The organism is Sphingomonas sp. (genome assembly GCF_035998645.1).
In the GTDB taxonomy this organism is placed as follows: domain Bacteria; phylum Pseudomonadota; class Alphaproteobacteria; order Sphingomonadales; family Sphingomonadaceae; genus Sphingomonas.
Map to the genome: position 1 here is coordinate 322146 of NZ_DASYHL010000003.1, position 18123 is coordinate 340268.

The 18123-nt window shown below is 66.6% G+C and carries 14 protein-coding genes; 4 read left to right on the forward strand and 10 right to left on the reverse strand.

Annotated features, from left to right (window positions below; genetic code table 11):
• Positions 1-24 precede the first annotated feature (24 nt).
• Complete coding sequence (locus tag VGN66_RS05430; RefSeq protein ID WP_327517839.1) at positions 25-855, forward strand: hypothetical protein; 831 nt, start codon at positions 25-27, stop codon at positions 853-855.
• On the opposite strand, the gene VGN66_RS05435 is transcribed toward VGN66_RS05430, so the two are convergent.
• On the reverse strand, positions 849-2639 hold the full coding sequence (locus tag VGN66_RS05435; RefSeq protein ID WP_327517840.1) for an arylsulfatase: 1791 nt from the start codon (positions 2637-2639) through the stop codon (positions 849-851). The genes VGN66_RS05430 and VGN66_RS05435 overlap by 7 nt on opposite strands.
• A gap of 280 nt (positions 2640-2919) precedes the next feature.
• Here VGN66_RS05435 and VGN66_RS05440 point away from each other — a divergent pair, with 280 nt between their 5' ends.
• A complete protein-coding gene (locus tag VGN66_RS05440) occupies positions 2920-3855 on the forward strand; it encodes a formylglycine-generating enzyme family protein (protein WP_327517841.1) in 936 nt (311 codons plus the stop codon).
• Here the strand turns inward: VGN66_RS05440 and VGN66_RS05445 are convergent.
• The 3 genes from VGN66_RS05445 to uxaC form a co-directional block, all read right to left on the reverse strand.
• A complete protein-coding gene (locus VGN66_RS05445) occupies positions 3839-4654 on the reverse strand; it encodes a type 1 glutamine amidotransferase domain-containing protein (protein WP_327517842.1) in 816 nt (271 codons plus the stop codon). The genes VGN66_RS05440 and VGN66_RS05445 overlap by 17 nt on opposite strands.
• A gap of 139 nt (positions 4655-4793) precedes the next feature.
• Positions 4794-5861: an MBL fold metallo-hydrolase gene (locus VGN66_RS05450; protein ID WP_327517843.1), complete on the reverse strand. Its 1068-nt coding sequence runs from the start codon at positions 5859-5861 to the stop codon at positions 4794-4796.
• Positions 5862-6219: 358 nt separating this feature from the next.
• Positions 6220-7689: a glucuronate isomerase gene (gene uxaC / locus VGN66_RS05455; protein ID WP_327517844.1), complete on the reverse strand. Its 1470-nt coding sequence runs from the start codon at positions 7687-7689 to the stop codon at positions 6220-6222.
• A 140-nt stretch (positions 7690-7829) separates the two neighbouring features.
• Between uxaC and VGN66_RS05460 the strand changes: the two genes are divergently transcribed.
• Positions 7830-9311: an altronate dehydratase family protein gene (locus VGN66_RS05460; RefSeq protein ID WP_327517845.1), complete on the forward strand. Its 1482-nt coding sequence runs from the start codon at positions 7830-7832 to the stop codon at positions 9309-9311.
• Positions 9308-10750: a mannitol dehydrogenase family protein gene (locus VGN66_RS05465; protein WP_327517846.1), complete on the forward strand. Its 1443-nt coding sequence runs from the start codon at positions 9308-9310 to the stop codon at positions 10748-10750. Before VGN66_RS05460 ends, VGN66_RS05465 begins: the two co-directional genes overlap by 4 nt.
• A 2-nt stretch (positions 10751-10752) precedes the next feature.
• Here the strand turns inward: VGN66_RS05465 and VGN66_RS05470 are convergent, their stop codons facing one another.
• The 6 genes from VGN66_RS05470 to VGN66_RS05495 are packed head-to-tail and all read right to left on the reverse strand — an operon-like array spanning position 10753 to position 18055.
• A complete protein-coding gene (locus tag VGN66_RS05470) occupies positions 10753-11880 on the reverse strand; it encodes a fumarylacetoacetate hydrolase family protein (RefSeq protein ID WP_327517847.1) in 1128 nt (375 codons plus the stop codon).
• 23 nt (positions 11881-11903) lie between these two features.
• A complete protein-coding gene (locus VGN66_RS05475; protein WP_327517848.1) occupies positions 11904-13472 on the reverse strand; it encodes a DUF5060 domain-containing protein in 1569 nt (522 codons plus the stop codon).
• Positions 13472-14719, reverse strand: a complete 1248-nt coding sequence (locus VGN66_RS05480; RefSeq protein WP_327517849.1) for an MFS transporter — start codon at positions 14717-14719, stop codon at positions 13472-13474. The genes VGN66_RS05475 and VGN66_RS05480 overlap by 1 nt, the downstream gene beginning before the upstream one ends.
• Positions 14720-14748: 29 nt before the next feature.
• The gene (locus VGN66_RS05485) at positions 14749-16227 is read right to left on the reverse strand and encodes an FGGY family carbohydrate kinase (protein WP_327517850.1); all 1479 of its coding nucleotides are present in this window, start codon (positions 16225-16227) and stop codon (positions 14749-14751) included.
• The gene (locus tag VGN66_RS05490; protein WP_327517851.1) at positions 16227-17183 is read right to left on the reverse strand and encodes a transketolase family protein; all 957 of its coding nucleotides are present in this window, start codon (positions 17181-17183) and stop codon (positions 16227-16229) included. Before VGN66_RS05490 ends, VGN66_RS05485 begins: the two co-directional genes overlap by 1 nt.
• Positions 17183-18055: a transketolase gene (locus VGN66_RS05495; RefSeq protein WP_327517852.1), complete on the reverse strand. Its 873-nt coding sequence runs from the start codon at positions 18053-18055 to the stop codon at positions 17183-17185. Before VGN66_RS05495 ends, VGN66_RS05490 begins: the two co-directional genes overlap by 1 nt.
• Positions 18056-18123 lie beyond the last annotated feature (68 nt).

The following is an 18123-nucleotide window of genomic DNA, read 5'->3' on the forward strand; positions in this document are numbered from 1 at the left end:
GTGCGGCGCGCGCGGCGTGACGGCATGAACATCGTCGTCATCTGCCTGGCCATCCTTGGCGCGTTCATCGTGCTGGCCATCGTGGCGGTCAGCGTGACCGGGCGGCGGCAACCGTCGCAGCGCATCTACCGCCATGCCACGATCCTGTTCGTGGCGGCGCGGCGACGCGGTCCCGATACGCGCTTTGTTGCTGAAGGCGCGCTGTGGACATCGCGGACGCTGTTCCCGCTGATCGGCACGGAGGACGCCTATTGGACCGACTTCGCCATTCTGCCGCCCGACCCGTCGGCGGGTTCCCGGCTCTCGACCCAGTCGGGCCTGTCGGACCTGTATGTGGCACAGGTTGAGCTGACCCCGGTCCCGGCCTTGGCGCTTGGCGTGCTGCGGCTGCGGCATCGCCTTGGGCTGACGCGGCGCCCGACCGGTCCGGTGCCGACCGCAGTCGATCACATCGACGGACGACGGGAGTTGCTACCGACCTCGCAAAGCATTGCCCGCGCCCAGGCCCATGTGCCGCGCACGCCGGTGACGATGGTCAATTTTCTCGAATATTACGCCCGCGCCCGGGGCGACACCAAGGACGGGCGCGACGCCTATCTTCGCTATGGGCGCGAGGCGTTCAAGGCGGTTCACGCCGTCGGCGGGCAGTTCCTGTTTGCGGGCCGGATCACCGCCGTGCTGGTGCAGCCACAACACCCGGACTGGCAGCGCGACTGGGACGATTTGGCGGCCATGATCTATCCCGATCCGACCGCCATCTTCGCCATGGAGCAAATCCCGGCCTACCGCCGGGCGCTGGACGAGTGCGACGACGGCCTCAAGCGCACGTGCGTCATCGCGACCCGCGCCTATTGAGTGGCCGTGCGCCGGCGCAGGAGGGCGCGGAGCCCGCGCAGGATCATCCAGACAATGGCCAGGAACCCCAGCAGCACTCCGCCAAGGACAAGGTAGAGCCACGGGTAGTTGGTCAACAGGCGCGCGCCGACATTCCGGGAAATCTGCGCCCTGGAATCATAGCCCGGCGGCATCTCCAGCACCCCCACCCGCCGGGCGTAGGCACCATAAGCAGTCAGCAGCTGTTGCCGGATCGCCGGTTCGCGGGCGCTCAGGTCGGTGGTCTCGCCCGGATCGCGCGCCAGATTGTACAGCCGCCACTGGCCATCGCCGACCGGCGGAACGCTGCGGGTGATCTTGTAGTCGCCCAGATAGAGCGCGGCGTTGCCGGATACCTCGACCGCGCGGGGCTCATCGGCGGCATAGGCGCTCGCGACCTTGCCGCCGAGCACGGGCAGCAGGCTGCGACCGGTCATCGGCTTGCCCGCCGCCGCGCCGGGATCGACCTTCAGCCAGTCGAGCAGGGTGGGGGCGATATCGGTCACCATGGCCGGGCTGGCGATGCGGCGCGGCGCGATACCCGGGCCGGCCATGATGAGCGGCACGCGGATTCCGCCTTCGGTGGCGTAGAATTTAAACCAGGCACCGGGGGTCGCGGCGGCGGCGGCCCATTCCGGGCCGATAAAGCCCCAATGCCCCGGTCCTCCCATCGTCCCCGCGCCAATGTCGTAGCCGGTCAGCCAGTGAAAGGCGCGCAGGGTGGGATCGTCATCCCCGCGCGACGGCTCCGGCCCATTGTCCGACGAGATGACGAAGATGGTGTTGTCATACGCGCCGCTGGCCTTGAGGTGCCGGATCAGCCGGCCGATATGGAAATCCATCGCCTCCAGCATCGCCGCATTCACCGCCATGCGCGCGGCATAGAGGGCGCGGTCCTCGTCGCTCAGGCTGGTCCAACGGCGGTAGCCGGGGGGCAGGTCGGCCATCGGCGCGCCGCGTGGAACAAGGCCAAGTGCTTGCGCGCGACGGTGTCGCTCCGCGCGCAACACCTCCCAGCCCGTGTCATAGCGACCCTTGTAGCGGTCGATGAACTGCTGCGGTGCCTGCACCGGAATGTGAATCGCCTGGAAGGGGAGATAGGCGAAGAACGGCTTGGTCTGATCGGTTTCGCCAAGATAGGCGATCAGCTTGTCGACGATGAAGCGCGAGGAATAAAAGCCCTTGGGAAGGCTGGCTTCGACGCCATTCTCGAACCAGGGGGCGTCCTTGTAATAGGGCATGTAGGACCGGTCCGCCCAATTGTCCGCGCCCGACGCCGCCAGTGCGAAACTGCGGTCGAAGCCATGCGCCTGTGGCATTTCGCCGGGTGCTTCGCCCAGATGCCATTTGCCGGCCATCACCGTGCGATAGCCCTGCGCCCGCAACCGGTCGGCGAGCGTCAGCACGCCCGGCTCCAGCGCCATGGCATAGCCGGGTTTGCCGCGCTGTTCCTTGGGCAGCACTTCGGGAATGGTGGCGACGCCGGTCAGATGCGCGTCCATCCCGGTCAGCAGCATCGCCCGCGATGGCGAGCAGAGCGGCGACGCACGAAATTGGGTGAACAGCGCACCGCGCCCGGCCAGTGCGTCGATGTTCGGGGTACGCGCCTCACCGCCATAGGCACCGAAATCCATCAGCGCGACGTCGTCGGCCAGGATGACCACGACGTTGGGACGCGTCACCGCTTTGGGTGCCGGTTTTGCCGCACCCACCAGGAGTGCGGCGGCGACGATCGGCAGAACGCGTTTCAGTTGCGCATTTCGCATGTCCCGCCCCTCCGCGCGTTGCGCCCGACGCTCTGGCGATCGACCGCAATCCGGCCGGGCGACGAGACGCGGGTGGCAGCGAATAATGTCCATCGCGATCGCCGCCATCCCGACGCCAACTTGCTAGATCAGAGTGCTCAGAGCGTCAATATAGTGCATTAAATGCTTGATCGCGTCACCGGCGGGATGCAGCTATTGGCGTGTCAGATGCCGGGGCGGGGGCGGTTGCGATCATGAAACAGCGTGTCGAGGCCATCGGGCAGCGCGTGGACGCGCGGCCATGAAGCGGCGCTGGCTCCCGCTGATGCTTGCGTTATCCGCCTGTGGCGGGGCGGAGCCGCAACAGGCCGATGAGCGCGTCGGGGCCACCTGCAAGGGTCGTTCCGAGCCGGCGATGGTCTGGATCCCCGGCGGTCGCTTCACCATGGGTGAACAGGCCCGATATCCCGAAGAGGGACCGCCGCGCGCGGTGGACGTCGCCGGCTTCTGGATGAGCAAAACCGAAGTCACCAACGCGCAATTCGCCAAGTTCGTCGCGGCGACCGGCTATCGCACCGACGCCGAGCGCCGTCCGCCCCAGCTTGCCGGTGCTCCGCCCGAAATGCTGCAACCGGGCTCTGCGGTGTTTCGGGTGCCCACGCCTGACAATGGCAATTGGTGGAGCTGGGTCCCGGGGGCGAACTGGCGGCACCCGTCGGGGCCGCACAGCACGATCGCGGGCCGGGACAATGATCCGGTGGTTCAGGTCACCTGGAACGACGCGCGCGCCTATGCGCGGTGGGCCGGGCTGAGCTTGCCCAGCGAGGAGCAATGGGAATTTGCCGCGCGCGCCGGGGCAACTGCGCTGGCCGAGCCCAAGGATGCGTCGGGCAAGCCGACCGCCAATTACTATCAGGGCGTCTTTCCGGCCCGCGATCTGGGCGAAGACGGGTTCACCGGACGCGCGCCGGTCGGCTGTTTTTCCGCCAACGCCTTTGGCCTGCACGACATGATCGGCAATGTCTGGGAATGGACGACCAGCGCAGCACGTCCGGGGCAGCCGGTGACTGTGATCAAGGGCGGATCCTATCTGTGTGCCGCCAATTACTGCGCGCGCTACCGCCCCGCCGCCCGCCAGTTCCAGGAACGCGACCTTGGCACGGACCATATCGGCTTTCGCGTCGTGCGGAACGGCCTCGGACCTGGGGCCGGGACAGAGTCTATTTCGGCGCGATAGGGAGGGGCGGACTGGCCTGCTTCAGCGCGACTTCCATCATCCGATGCGCGGTTTCCGCACCGCTATTCTGGTTCTGCCCGGTGACCAGGCGGCCGTCGACGCTGACATGATTGGCAAAGAAATCGCGGAAGCGGGTGTCGGCTTCGAACCGCGCACCGGCGACACGCAAGTCGCGCTCGGGATGTTTCGGGGTGAATGTGACGCCAAGTTCGCGAATCTGCTTGTCCGTCACCGCAGAAATGCGCCGCCCCTGCACCAGCGGCTTGCCGTCTGGAGCCTTTGCCGGAAGCAGGCCGAGCGGACCGTGGCACACCCCGCCAATCACCGCGCCGCGCGCATAGGCCTGGCTGATCTGCGCCCCCAGCACGGCGGATTGCGCAAAATCATACGCCGCGCCCCAGCCCCCCGCGAGGAACACGATGTCATAGGCACCGATATCGACCGCCGCGATGGCCATAGAGCTGCGGATTTTCGACTGGAACTGCGGGTCATCCTGAAACCGTCGATCTGGCGGCGAGATCACCGGCCAGCGCAATGAGGCCGGCTCAATCGGAATAGTGCCGCCCTTGATGCTGGCGATGTCCACGGCCATGCCGGAATCCAGAAACGCATAATAGGGCGCCGTCATTTCCGACGCGAAGACCCCGGTGGCATCGCCCTTTGGATCCAGCGTGGCATGGCTTGTCGTGATGATCAGCGCACGTTGGCCCTTCAGGTTCATCGCGGGCGACTGATACTGTGGATGCAGGCCCATGGCCGTCAGGGCCGGAGGCAGACCGAACCAGACCAGCGCGATCAACGCCAACGCCCCCACCGCAAGATACGTCATAAGCCGTTTCATCAGGAGAGCCCCACAGCGTCCGTACAATGGTGTAATGTTATGCATTAATCATCTTGGCGGCGCAACGGCTTTCCCCTGCCGAGCCGGGCACGTCGCCTTACATCAAGCTGCGGCGCTCAATCGCCTTGGTTCCGGGCGGAAGTGAGAACAACATGCCATCCTCGCCGACGACGATCGTGCCGTCGAACCGACTTTCGGAATCGCCCAGAAACGCCGGGTATAGATAGGCGACTGGCAGCGGTGGAACGAGGTGCGAGAGCACCAGCATGCGCGCGCCCGCTGCTTGCGCGCTCTCCGCTGCCTGTTCGGGCGTGGCGTGATAATCTTGGATGTCGTGGAAGATCTTGGCGGTGTTGGCACTGCCTTGCGCAGCAAAGGCCGCTTCGACCTCCTTGAGCATCCGTGGCTGCAATGCATCATGGACAATCAGATCGGCCCCCTTGCACGAGGCAATCAGGTTGGCAGATTTGGCGGCGTCGCCGCTGATGCACACCGCGCGCCCCTTGTAGTCGAAGCGGTAGCCGACTGCGGGCTTGACCGGATCGTGATCGACCTTGAAGGCCGTTATGGTGAGGCCGCCGCCTTGCATCACGACCGCCTTGTTACCCGCAATCGCAAACGGCCGCGCCGCAGCCAGGCCTCCGCTGCGCGGCACGACCTGTTCGCCGTGATGTGCGATCCGGTAGCTATGATCGAGAGCATAAGTGGCATTGAAGCCCGCCACGACCTGCTCGACGCCTTCGGGGCCATGGACTGGCAGCGGGGCGGTGCGTGTGCCGCGCGTCCAGTGATACAGCATCAGCGGGCCGATCCCGTCGATATGGTCCGAGTGGAAATGGGTCAGCAGCAGGCCGTCCACATCGGCGGCATTGATCCCCATCAGGTTGAGGTTGCGATTGCCGTTCTCGCCCATATCGACAACGAACACCTGCTTTCCCGCGATCACGACATTGCAGGGCCCCGCGCGCTGCGGATTTGGCATGGGGGAACCGGTGCCGCAAAGCCCGACATGAAGGCCATTGGCAAGGCCGCCCAGCCGGTCGCGCCCCACCATTTGCTGCGCCGCGCGCTGGAACGCGAACTGCCCGATCGGCTTCTGAAACAGGAACGCTCCGGCGACAACCAGCGCTACAACGACCAGCAGTCCAAGGCCAATACGCTTCATCGTCATTCCCCCCGAGGCCATATACTGGCATAATGGAAGGCATTAGAAAACAGGGCGCCGCGATGCGGCTGCCGATCCGAACGTGCGAAGGTGGACGCATGTGATCGGTGTCGAGGCGCGCCGAACCGATATTCTCCAATGATCGGAGTGCCCGGTTTTGTCCGCTGTGGGGCACCATTCACCCCCTCGAAAGCGTCCCGAATCCTCGCAAACGCGCAGAAATGCTGGTGAAATTGGCCATCGGCTGTCCGCGCCAGTTCGCCCTGATCCGCCTTTTCCGATCCTGCCTGTCATCGCGGCGCGCATAGGGTGGAATGGCCCGACTATATCGACCAACTCCACGATGGAACGCTGAGTCTCACCTCTCCGTGCTGGAGGTTGTTTGGGCCAGGTCCTGTTTTCCAAACATGAGGTCGTCGACCTTGTACGCCTTGCGTGCCAGGCCGTTGGTCAGTTCATAGGCGAGGATCGCCGCCTCCCATTCGCGCATGCGCCCCTCGGCGACCAGTCGCGCGAGGAATGCGCAGTCCACGCGGCGGGCGACATCGTGGCGGGCGGGGATGGAGAAGAAGGCGCGAGTGTCGTCGTTGAAGCCGACCGTGTTGTAGAAGCCCGCCGTCTCGGTCGTCATCTCGCGGAAACGGCGCATCCCTTCGGGGCTGTCATGGAACCACCAGGACGGGCCGAGGCGCAGGCAGGGATAATGGCCAGCGAGCGGTGCCAGCTCGCGCGCGTAGCTGCTCTCGTCCAGCGTGAACAGGATGACGGTGAGGTCGGGTTCGTTGCCGACCACGTCGAGCAGCGGCTTGAGCGCATGGACATAATCGGTGCGGGTCGGGATGTCGGCGCCCTTGTCGCGGCCATGGGTGCGGAACAGCTGGGCGTTGTGGTTGCGACAGGCGCCGGGGTGGATCTGCATCGTCATGCCATCCGCGACGCTCATCTTGGCCATTTCGGTGAGCATCTGCGCGCGGAACAGCTCGGCGTCGGCGGCATCCCATTTGCCGGTGACGATCCGCGCAAACAGCGCCTCGCATTCAGGCGTGGAGAGGTTGGCAGTCTGGGCGGTGGCGAAGCCGTGGTCGGTCGCAGTGGCTCCGGCGGCGCGGAAATCGGCGCGGCGCTTGGCGTGCGCGGCGAGATAGCCGGTCCAGCTGTGCACATCCTCCCCGGTCAGGTCGGCGAACGCCGTGAGCGCGTCGGCAAAGCTTTCATGCTCGACATCGATCACCGAATCCGGGCGGTAGGTGGTGACGACGCGGCCCCGCCAGCCGGAGTTGCGGATTGCGGCATGGTGATGGAGCGGGTCGTCGGCGCCTTCGGTGGTGGCGAGGAAATCGATGCGGAACCGGTCGAACAGCGCGCGGGGACGATAGGCGTCTGTCGCGAGTGCTGCGTTGATCGTGTCATAATAGCTGTCGGCGGTGGTTGCATCCAGCGCGACCTCGAACCCGAACACCTCGGCAAAGACATGGTCGAGCCACAGGCGTGAGGGCGTGCCGCGGAACAGGTGGTAATTGGCCGCGAACAGCCGCCACGCGCTGCGCGGGTCGGTGGCCGGCACGCCATCCTTGCGCGGCACGCGCAGCGCGTCGAGGTCGATGCCCTGGCTGTAGAGCATGCGGAAGACATAATGGTCTGGCGCCAGGAACAACTCAGTTGCGTTGTTCCAAGGTGCATCGTTCGCGAACCATTCGGGGTCGGTATGGCCATGCGGGGAGACGATCGGGAGATGCGCGACCTGGCCATAGAGTTCGCGTGCGATGGCGCGGGTGCGCGGGTCGGCCGGGAACAGGCGATCGGGATCGAGCTGAAGCGTGTTTGCCATGGCGCTGGTAAAATCCACTTTCTGTGATAAAAACTGGTTTAGAGTCACGGCGCCTGCCCACCGCTCACCCCGAGCATCATCTTGTATGATGAATGATGTTTCGTTTAAAGTCTGTTTTGCTTAATCCCGGAGTTGCTGGAATGCCCAAGGCGCTGAAAATCGCCCCGCCTGACGATGTCCTGACGATGCTGGAGGATGGCGCAGCGGGCGACATCGTAGCCTTTGAGGGCGGTACGGTACAGCTGGCCGATGCTGTCCAGCGCGGGCATAAGGTGGCGCTGCGCCCGATCGCGTGCGGCGCGCCGGTGCGCAAATTCGGATTTCCGATCGGGCGGGCGAGCCAGACGATTGCCGCTGGCGACCACGTCCATACGCACAATCTGGCGACCGCGCTGGGCGGGCAGGGAAGCTATGACTTTCCGTCCGCAGCCGCTGCGGTGCCCGGACGGGCGGCGCCGGCCGCGACCTTCATGGGCTATCGCCGTGCCGATGGCCGCGTGGGTACGCGCAACGAAATCTGGATCCTGCCCACGGTCGGCTGCGTCGCGCGGACGGCGGAGCGGATCGCGCGGCAGGCGGGGGAGCGGGTCGCGCATCTGGTCGACGGGGTTCACGCCTTTTCGCATCCGCATGGCTGTTCGCAGCTCGGCCACGATCTCGACGGCACGCGCGCGATCCTCGCCAGCCTGGCGTGCCATCCCAATGCCGGGGGTGCGGTGATCATTGGCCTGGGGTGCGAGGAGAATCAGGTCGCGGCACTGATCGATGCCATTCCCGAGGCGCGGCGCGGATCGGTCCGTTTCCTCGTGGCGCAGGCAAGCGCGGACGAAGTGGCCGAGGGCGTGGCGCTGGTCGAGGAACTGGCGCAGGCCGCGACCGCCGAACGCAGCGCGGTCGGGCTCGACGCACTCGTGCTGGGCGTCAAATGCGGGGGGTCGGATGGGCTGTCGGGGCTGACCGCCAACCCGCTGGTCGGGCGCATGGCGGATCATGTGACTGCGGCTGGGGGCAGCGCGATCCTCACCGAGATCCCCGAGATTTTCGGGGCCGAGCATCTGTTGATGGAGCGCGCGGCGTCGCGTGAGACGTTCGATGCGATCGTGACGCTGGTGAACGGGTTCAAACAGCATTTCATCGACCATGGCGAACCGGTGTCGGAAAACCCTTCCCCCGGAAATGTCGCGGGCGGGATTACGACGCTGGAGGAAAAGTCGCTCGGCGCGGTGCAGAAGGGCGGGACGAGCGCGGTTGCGGATGTGATTGAATATGGCGCGCGGATTTCGGCGCGCGGGCTGACGCTGCTGGAGGCTCCCGGCAACGACGCGGTGTCGTCCACCGCGCTGGCTGCGGCGGGCGCAACGGCGATCCTGTTCACCACCGGGCGCGGAACGCCGCTCGGCTTTCCGGTGCCGACGGTGAAGATCGCGTCGAACCACGACCTTGCGGCGCGCAAGCCCGGCTGGATCGATTTCGATGCCGGCATGGTGCTCGATGCCGGAATGGACGCGGCCGACGCGGCGCTGCTGCAGCGAATTATCGCCATAGCATCGGGCGAAGAAACCGCCGCAGAACGCAACGGCGAGCGCGAAATCGCCATCTGGAAACGTGGAGTAACCCTGTGACCTTTCTTTCCCGGGCCGCCCTGTCCAGCCTGCCCGCGACCGTGGAGACGCCAGTGGGGCGTCCTGCGCTGCAAACTGGCATTGTCCATTTCGGTCCCGGCGCGTTTCACCGCGCGCATCAGGCCGCCTATATCGATCGCCTGCTGACCGATGATTCCCGCTGGGGAATCGCGGCGGTGTCGATGCGGACGCGCGGCACAGTCGATGCGCTGGCTGCGCAGGACGGGCTGTACACGCTGGCGGTCCGCGACGCGGCGCCTTCGCTGCGGGTGATCGCTGCGCATAGCGCGTTTCTGGGGCCGGAGGATGCGGCGCAGACCGCCGCGCTGCTCGCCGATCCGGCGGTGCGGCTGGTCACCTCGACCGTGACCGAGAAGGGCTATTGCCTCGCGCCCGACGGGACGCTCGACCTGGCCCATCCCGACATCGTCCATGATCTGGCGGAGGACGGGACGCCGCGATCGGTGGTCGGCTGGATCGTCCAGGGGCTGGCGGCACGGCGTGCAGCCGGCGTTGCGCCGTTCACGGTGATGCCGTGCGACAATCTCGCGGACAATGGGCGCAAGCTGCACGCGGCGCTGGTCGATTATGCCGGACGGGTCGATGCCGAACTGGCGGCGTGGATCAAGGCGGAGGTCGCCGTGCCATGCACGATGGTCGATTCGATCACGCCAGCGAGCGATGCCAGCTTCCTGTCCGACCTGACCGCGCAATTGGGCGTGGAGGACGCGGCGGCGGTGCAGCGCGAATCCTTTGCGCAATGGGTGGTCGAGGATTTGGGCGTCGACTTTGGCCCTGACCTCAAGGCGGCAGGGGTGATCCTGACCAGCGATGTCGCGGCGTGGGAGCGGGCCAAGCTGCGCATCCTCAACGGCGCGCATTCCAGCATCGCCTATCTCGGCCTGTTACGCGGGGCGGCATCGGTGGCGGAAGCGATGCGCGACGCTGCGCTGGCGCGCTTCGCCGACGACATGGTGCGCGATGAAATTCAGCCCTTTGTCGGCACGGTGCCGGGGCTCGATCTCGATCAGTATCGCGCCGATGTGATGCAGCGCTTCCGCAACCCGGCGATCGTCCACCGGCTGGAGCAGATCGCGATCGATGGGTCGCAGAAGATCCCCTATCGCCTTGGCGATTCGCTCGCGGCTAACCGCGCTGCGGGGGTGCTGCCGGAGCATATCGTCACCGCGCTGGCCGGGTGGATCGTGTTCCTGCACGAGCGCGCGGGTGCGGGCACGCCGATCGCCGATCCGCATGCGGCGGCGATCGCGCAGCTTGCGGGCGAGCTTGACGCCCCGGCCTTTGCCCGCGCGCTGGCGGAGCGGGATATTGGCCTGACCGCCACGATGCTGGCCGATGACGCGCTGATGGCGGCGCTGGAGCACGCGGTGCGCGACGTTGCCGATCGCCGCTGGGAGGCAACCCCGCTGGCAGGCTGAGATCAGTCGGCGCGCGCTGCGATCGAGCGATACAGCGCGCGGATGCCGACGGTCCAGGGTGCCGCGTCCTTTGACGTGGTGACGGTGTTGGTGAGCGTGCCCAGGCGTGGCGCGTGGATGCGCACCACGTCGCCGACCTTGTGCGTAAAGCCGCGCCCGGCCTCGTCGCGGTCCTGCACTGGCGCGAACAGCGTGCCGAGGAACAGCGCGAAGCCGTCGGGATATTGATGCTCGCTGAGCGTCTGGGCGACGAGATCGAGCGGGTCGCGGCTGATCTGGTTCATCGAACTATGCCCTTCGAGCCGATAGCCTTCGGGGCCGTCGATCGTCAGGTCGAGTTCGGCGTTGCGCACATCGTCGATGGTGAACCCCGCGTCGAACAGGCGCACGAATGGGCCGATCGAACAGGAGGCGTTGTTATCCTTCGCCTTGCCGAGCAGCAGCGCGCTGCGCCCCTCGAAATCGCGCAGATTGACGTCGTTGCCGAGCGTCGCGCCGATGACTGCGCCAGCGGCGTTGGCGATCAGCACCACCTCAGGCTCCGGGTTGTTCCAGGTCGAGTCCGATCGAACGCCGATGTCCGCGCCCCAGCCGAGCGTCGAGAGCACCGGCGCCTTGGTAAACACCTCTGCATCCGGGCCAATTGCGACCTCCAGATATTGCGACCACATGCCGGCGTCGATCAGCGCAGCCCTAAGCCGCGCCGCTTCGTCGCTGCCGGGAACCACGGTGCGGATGCCGCCGCCGATGCGGTCCTCCAGCTCGCCGCGGATCGTCGCGGCCTTGCCCGCGTCGCCGCGCGCGCGTTCCTCGATCACCCGCTCGATCGCCGAGACGGCGAAGGTGACGCCGCACGCCTTCACGCATTGCAGGTCGATCGGCGAGAGCAGCTCGAACGCGCCGCCGCCGACAGTCAGGTCGGTGACCGCGCACATGTCGCGCCCGGCGGCCTGCTCCGGATCGGGCAGGTCGAACAGGTCAGCGGTGGTCGGCGCGGTTGCCGACACGTCGATCACGCGCCCGCCGCGCAGCAGCACCGGCACCGGACCATCGGCACACTGCACGCGCCCCGCCAGGGTTGCGGTCGCATGGTCGGCAGGCAAAGCGGAAAGGTCGAATAGAATCGGCACGGGGGGGCTCCTGTCGGATACGGTCAGACTTTGACGAGGCGGATGGCGATCCACGGCGTGCCGGGCAGCGCGATTTCGGGCCGGTCCGGATCGTGGACGTCATATTGGTTGAGCTGCTGCATGCGGAACACGCCCGGCACCGGGGTGACGGTCATGTTCCAGGTATCGATGATGTCGATGCGGAAGCTGTGCTTGGGGTCCTTGTCGCGGCCGGGCAGCGTCACGCGCCAGGATTTCGGCTGCGCTGACCCGAAATATTTTAGGTAATAGGCGTGCGGCACGCCGCCGAGATGATAGTCCCACCAATGTTCAATCGGGTCGATGCCGGGGGCTGGTCCCTCCTCCATGATCCGGCGCAGGAAGGCGAGGCGTGGCGCGCTGGTGCCCTTGAGCACGCCGCCCTGGCCGAGCCAGCTGAAATCGGGGTTGCGGTCGGGCGCGAAGGTTTCGCTGTGGCCGACATAAGTGCCGCCGATCAGCCCCCACCAGAAGCGCTCGACCATCTGCTGCCCGGTCAGATTGGCCCAGCGCTGGTCGGAATCGCCTTCGTAGACGACTTCGTCGAACACTACCGGCTTGAGCGCGAACTCGCGGTGCTGGGCGGCGCGGATGTCGTCCATCACCGCGGGTCCGTTCTGGACGCTGGCATGGGTGATCCACGGTTTGCGGTGGTCGTAATAGCGCCGGATCTGGTGGATCGAGCGGAGCCGGTCATGCGGGTCGGCATCGACCAGCACGGCGAACAGATGGTCCCAGTCCGCGAGCGTTTTGGACTTCACCAGATCCCATTCGTTCGCCATCGACCACCACAGATTGCGATAGGCGCCCCAGCGCGCGGCGACGTAGCGGATATAGCGCGCGTCATCCGCGCGGTTCATGTCGTTATAGCCGCGCGCTTCGTCGTAGGGGTGGAACAGGATGACATCGGCCTGGATGCCGAGTTGGCGCAGGCGGCGGATGCGGTCCTCATACCGGCGGAAATAGGCCGGGTCGAAGCGGGTCGGGTCCCAGTCGCGCGGGCCGTCCCCGGTGCGGGCGAAGGGGTTGGTTGCGACCGACGGGACGTTCGGGAAGACGAGCATCCGCAGCTTGTTGAACGGCGCCGAGCGCAGCGTTTCGAGCGTCTGCGCGCATTTGGCGTCGGACTGCAGCGCCCAGCTATAGCAGGTGGTGCCGATCTGTCGGAACGGGGTGCCGTCGGCATGGACGAAGTGGAACCCGTCCGGCGAGACGCGCACCGGGCCATGATTGCCGGGCGACGGGGCGATGCAGTCGAAGCGGCCCGCCTTGCCGTTCAGCGCGGCGGCGCTGCTGTGGGTGGTCCAGTGCCACGGCCCGGTTTCGGGTGGGCTGAAGCGGATGCGATAGGTGCCGTCGCCGTCGTAGAAGCCGGGGACGCGGATCGACCGGTCGCCCTGGCGGAAGGTTGCGGCAATCTCGACCTCGACGAACGGGTTGCCGCCTGACGGTCCCTGTAGGGCGAGTTCGTGGACGCCCCAGCGCTCGATCCGGCCGGGGTTGGCCTGGGCGAGGGCGGGGGCGGCCGCGACGGCCAGCCCGCTGCCCAGCATCGTGCGGCGCGACATGCGCATCAGGCGCGCTCGGCTTCAAGCTGCTCGAGCGACTTGCCCTCGTTACGCGGTGCCCAGATGAAGCCGATGAGCCCGCTGATCGCGAGGAACCCCACCAGAATCCAGGCGAGCGTGTGGAAGCCGGTTGCCACCAGCGCGGGGACGAAGAAGCTGAACACGCCGAGCACGATGCGCACGACCGCGAACATCAGCCCCTGTGCGGTCGCGCGCAGCGCGGTCGGGAACATCTCCGAACTCCACAGCTGGAAGAAGCTCTGCGCGCCGAACCCGCCGCCAACCGACATCAGGAACACATGGATGATCGCGACGGTGAGCGTCAGCGGAAAGATTGCGAGCAGCGCCATGCCGATCACCTGGGTGACCGCCGAAATCCCGAACAGCAGCCGCTGGTTCACCTTGTCGGCGAGCTTCATGAAGATGAAGAAGATCGACGCCATGCCGAGCACGAAGCTCAACGTCTGGACCGCGACCGACACCGCCTGGGTCTGGCTGCCTACGGTGCTGAGGATATAGGGGAAGAAGAATCCGTTGGTTCCGGCCCACAGGTTCCAGAACAGATAGGTGCCCGCGAGAAACGTCATCGAGCCGATATGCTGGCGCGTGAACAGATCCTGCCAGCGCCCGCGCTGGGCGTGTTCGCCGCTTTGCTGTGCATCCACCCAGCGCTGCGATTCTTTCATTTTCGAGCGCAGGAAGGTGAGCGCAATCGCGAGAATTGCGAGATGCGCGAAGATGATGCGCGCCCCGAGCAGGCCGAGGCGGTCGAGCACCAGCGCCATCACCAGCACGACGACGGGGCCGAGATACCAGAGCAGCTGCGCCACGCCGCTATGCTTGCCGCGCTTTTTGTCGGGTGCCATTTCGGCGATCAGCGACCAGCTGGCGGGGATGTCCGCACCGACCGCGAGGCCGACGAGGAAGAAGCCGATGATCACCATCCAGGCGTTCATCGAGAACACCAGCCACAGCATGCCGAACGCGTAGAACAGCATATCATATTGGTAGATCTTTTTGCGGCCGAACAGGTCGCACAGCCGTCCGCCGATCAATGCCCCGATCCCCGCCGCAATGGCATTGGGTCCGAACGCGGCGATCAGCCCGAGCAGGCTGTCGTCGAGGCCATATTCCCGCTTCCACAGGGCCAGCGCGACGGCACCGGCGACGATCGAACCGGCGTCGATATAATTGGCCAGGCCGGCAAGGATGGTGTTCTTCCAATCCTCGCGTTCGCTCGCAGCGTCGGTCATCTTCCCCTCCTTGATCGCCGAGTTCTTGCTCAGCCTTGTGCTTGTGCGATCGTCCCGGCGACCGCGTGATGCCAATTTCGCTTGATCCGGCTGAGGTCGTGCCCCGGCATGATGGGATCGAACCGCGCCGGCGTCGGATCACCGAGGCGCATGTCGATGCCGAGCGCGCTTGCCGCCAGCATCGCCACGCCGATCGCGCTTGCCTCGGCGATGGTCGGGCGCAGGATGGTGCGGCCGGTAACGTCCGCGAGCATCTGGGCGAGCAGGTCGTTGCGCGCTGCGCCGCCGTCGATCGACAGCGCGGCGACCGACTGGTCGAGATCGGCGGCGATGGCGTCGAGCACATCGCCGATCTGAAGCGCGATGGCCTCGATCGTCGCACGGGCGACATGCGCGGGCCGCGTCGCCAGCGTCATGCCGGCGATCGTGCCGCGTGCGCCGGCCTGCCAATGCGGTGCGCCGAGCCCTGCCAGCGCGGGCACGAAGGTCACCCCGCCGCTGTCGGGCACCTGCATCGCCAAGGCGGTCAGCGCGGTTTCGTCGGACAGGCCGAGCAGGGTGGTGGCGAACGCCGCCGCGTGGCCGGAGACCGAGATATTGCCTTCAAGCGCGTGCTGGACACCGCCATCGACGCGGCTCCACGCGATCGTGCTCGACAGGCCATGCGAGGAATGGACGCGCCCGGCGGTCGCAGCCATCAGTGAGCTGCCGGTGCCGATCGTTGCCTTGACCCGGCCGGGTTGGGACAAGCCGTGCGCGAACAGCGCGGCATGGCTGTCGCCGAGCAGCACCTGAATCGGCACATCGTCGCGCAGCGCGGTGACGCCGCGCGCGACTTGGCCGAACCCGCTGTCGGATGGCAGGATTCGCGGGAGCATCGCCAGGGGTACTTCGAAGATGCGGGCGAGTTCGGGGTCCCAGTCGAGCGTTTCGAGGTTGAACAGCTGGGTCCGCGAGGCATTGCTGTGGTCGGTCGCATGGACCGCGCCGCCGGTCAGGTTCCACAATAGCCAGCTGTCGATCGTGCCACAGCGGACCTCACCCCGCGCCGCGCGGTCGCGCGCGCCGGGGATCGCGTCGAGCATCAGGCCGATCTTGGCCGCAGGGAACAGCGGATCGATGCCGAGGCCGCTGCGCGCGACGATGTCGGATTCTAGCCCCGCCGCGCGCAGTTCCGCGCAGCGCGTTGCAGAGCGCGCGCATTGCCAGATCGCGGCTGGTGCGATCGGCCGTCCGGTGTGCGCGTCCCACAGGACGATTGTCTCGCGCTGGTTCGAGATGGCGAGCCCGGCGATGCGGACATCGGGTGCAGCAGCGACCAACTTGGCGATCAGCGCGGCGACCGTCTCCCAGATTTCCGAAGGCGATTGTTCGGCCCAGCCGGGCTGAGGATAGTGGACCTGCATGGCTCGCGAACGTGATTGCACGATCGTCCGGTCCGCCGCGACGAGCAGCGCCTTGGTATTGGTCGTCCCCTGATCGATGGCGAGGATGACGGGGCGCGACATCATCCGCCTCGCGTCGCCAGCAGGTCGCGCGCGGCTGTGGCAATGCCCGCTGCGCTCAGGCCGAAATGGTCCATCAGCCACGCCGCCGACCCGGTCGGCATGAAGCCGGGGAAGCCGATCCGGCGCATCGGCACAGGGTGGTGCTCGGCGCAGAATTCGGCGACCGCGCCGCCGAGGCCGCCTTGCTTCAGCCCCTCTTCGGCGGTGACGATCGCCCCGGTCGCGGCGGCCGCTGCCACCAATTCGGTATCGAGCGGCGATACCGTGGCCATGTTGATCACGCGCGCGGCGACGCCCTCCAGCGCGAGCTGTTCGGCAGCGGCGAGGGCGTGGTGAACCAGCGTGCCATTGGCGATGATCGCGATGTCGCCGCCGTCGCGCAGCACCTCGCCCTTGCCGATCGTGAAGGCGGGGTTGGCGCGGGCGAGTTCGGGCACGGGCATCCGGCTGATGCGGATATAGACCGGGCCGTCATGCCCCGCCGCCGCCTTGATCGCCTCGGCGGTTTGCCAGGGGTCGGCGGGGACGATCACCGTGAGCTTGTCGATCGCGCGCAGCCAGGCGACGTCCTCGATACTATGGTGCGTCGCGCCGAGTTCGCCATAGGCGACGCCCGAGGAGATGCCGCACAGCTTCACATTCTGCTGGCTATAGGCACAATCGGCCTTGATCTGTTCCATCGCGCGGGCGGTGAGGAAGCAGGAGGCGCCGCTGACGAACGGGATCTTGCCGCCATTGGCGAGACCCGCGCCGACACCGACCATATTCTGTTCGGCGATGCCGACATTGATCAGCCGGTCGGGGAAACGGTCGCGGAACTTGCCGAGCTTGGACGATCCGACCGAGTCGTTGACCACCGCGACGATGCGATCGTCCTGTGCCGCGAGCTCCTCGACCGCGCGAACATAGGCGTCGCGGCAGTCGAACAGGCCGGTTGCGGGGGCGGTGGCACCCATTACTGCATCTCCGCTTCGAGTTCGGCGATCGCCTGCGCATATTGATCGGCATTGGGGACGCCGTGGTGCCAGCCGGCCTGATCGCACATGAAGCTGACCCCCTGACCCTTGTGCGTGTCGGCGATGATCACGCACGGGCGGCTGCGCGGCTGGCGCGCGGCATCCAGCGTCGTCAGAATCGTTGCCGGATCGTGGCCGTCGATGCCGACGACCTCCCAGCCGAATGCGCGCCATTTGTCGGCCAGCGGTTCGAGGCTGTTGGTATCCTCGGTCTTTGCGCCCTGCTGCAGCCCGTTGCGGTCGACAATCACGGTGAGATTGCCGAGCCCGCGGTGCGCGGCGAACATCGCCGCTTCCCACATGCTGCCTTCTTGCAACTCGCCGTCGCCGGTGAGGACAAAGACATGATAGTCGGCGCGGTCGATCTGGCCGGCAACGGCGACCCCGACCGCGACCGGAAAGCCGTGACCAAGCGGGCCGGTATTGGTCTCGACTCCCGGCAGATAGGCGCGGTTGGGGTGGCCGTTAAGGCGCGAGAGCGGCTGGAGATAGGTGTCGAGCTCATCCTCGGGGAAGAAACCGGCACCGGCGAGCGCGGTGTAGAGCGCGCCGGTGCAATGCCCCTTCGACATCACGAAGCGATCGCGATCGGGCGCGTTCGGGGCGGCGGGGTCGATGCGCAGCGAATCGAAATAGAGTGCGGCGATGATGTCGGCCGCGGACAGGTCGCCGCCCGGATGCCCCTGACCCGCATCGACGATCATCTTGAGCAGCCGCCGCCGCATCCAGTTGGCGCGCGCGCGGACATGGGTGGCGCGGGCGTCGAGCGAAGCCGGATTGCGCGTCGGCACGGACGTGCTAATTGATGACATGTATTACCTCTCCGCAGTGAGGCGTACGCCCGTTTTTGGCGGGTGACAAGGCATTTGCTTTCGATCAG